1 protein-coding gene is annotated in these 1321 nt (G+C 71.5%); it reads left to right on the top strand.

Annotation, left to right across the window (positions count from 1 at the left end):
* The first annotated feature begins 243 nt into the window (after positions 1 to 243).
* Entirely contained in the window at positions 244 to 1239 is a 996-nt protein-coding gene (locus ACZ5CR_RS45580) for a LacI family DNA-binding transcriptional regulator (protein WP_468869683.1), read from the top strand.
* Positions 1240 to 1321 lie beyond the last annotated feature (82 nt).

The following is a 1321-nucleotide window of genomic DNA, read 5'->3' as shown; positions in this document are numbered from 1 at the left end:
CCTTGACCTGCATGCATTCGGGCCCTGCGCCCCCTTGCCCCCAGTCAACTGCCCACTTCGGGGTCGGAGTTCTGAAGCCCCGTCGACAGCCGCACGGCGCCGTACGCGAAAGTACGGCGCCGTGCGGCATCTGTGCTCGCGCGGTGCCGCGTTTCCGCTCCGGGACCTTGCCCATCTCACGATCGGTGTGCGATCTTAAGTTTATTCGGTTCATGGAAACGTTTCCACAAGGAGGTGGGGCGGATGGTCACGATCAAGGACGTCGCCGCACGAGCCGGGGTCGCGCTCGGCACCGCGTCCCGAGTGCTCAGCGGCAGCAGTCAGACCTCGGCCGACTCCCGGTCCCGCGTGCTCGCGGCGGCGGCCGAGCTGGGGTACATCGCCAACGGCCCCGCCCGTTCCCTGCGCCGCGCCCGCACCGACGTACTGGGACTGCTCGTCTCCGACATCCGCAACCCGTTCTTCTCCGAACTGGCCCACGCCGCCGAGCAGGAGGCGCGCCGACACGGATACACCGTGCTGCTGGCCAACGCGAACGAGGACGCCGAACAGGCCGACGCCTACCTCCAGACCTTCGCCGGCCAACGCATCGACGGCCTGCTGTTCTCGCCCCAGAGCAGCGTCTCGCCGCAGCTCGCGGCCACGCTCGCGTCCGGACTGCCGCTCGTGTTCCTCAACCGCAGGATCGAGGGCGTCGACGCCCCGCTGTACGGCACGGACAACGCGCAGGGCGTAGAGCAGGTGCTCGCCTGGCTGCAGCGCCGCGGCCATCGCGACGTCGCCTTCATCGGCGGCCCCGACACGATCTCCACCGGAGCCGAGCGCCGCGCCGCCTACCTCGCCGGGCGCCAGGCGCACGGAATCAGCACCGACGACAAGCTGATCGAGGCCGGTGACTTCCTGGCGGGCGGGGCGGCCGAGGCCATGGGCCGCATCCTCGACCGCGGCGCCCCGTTCACGGCCGTGTTCGGCGCGAACGGTCCGACCACCCTGGGAGCCGTGCGCGCGCTGCGCGAGCGGCTCGGCGCAGCGCAGGCCGCCCGCATCGAGATCGTCTCCTTCGATGACCTCGACTGGTTCGAGTTCGCCTCGCCGCCCATCAGCGCGGTTCGCAACGGCGCGTCGTCGATCGGCCGGCTCGGTGTACGAGGGCTCGTCGACCTCATCGCCGGCCGCGCCGCACCCGGGCAACGCGTCCCCACCACCTTCGCCGACCGGTCCTTGCCGGACATCCGGTGAGCGCCCGGATCGCCGTCGGCGCCACCGCCACCGAAGACGCCGGCTTCCTCAGCCGTCCGCCTGGCCGCCGCACGCTGCGCTT

This window comes from Streptomyces sp. NPDC031274 (assembly GCF_055570235.1).
This window is presented reverse-complemented; position numbering and strand designations above follow the sequence as displayed.

What these genes read in the sequence shown, in the direction of transcription:
- ACZ5CR_RS45580 (WP_468869683.1), top strand. Translation starts at nt 244, where the DNA reads ATGGTCACGATCAAGGACGTCGCCGCACGAGCCGGGGTCGCGCTCGGC.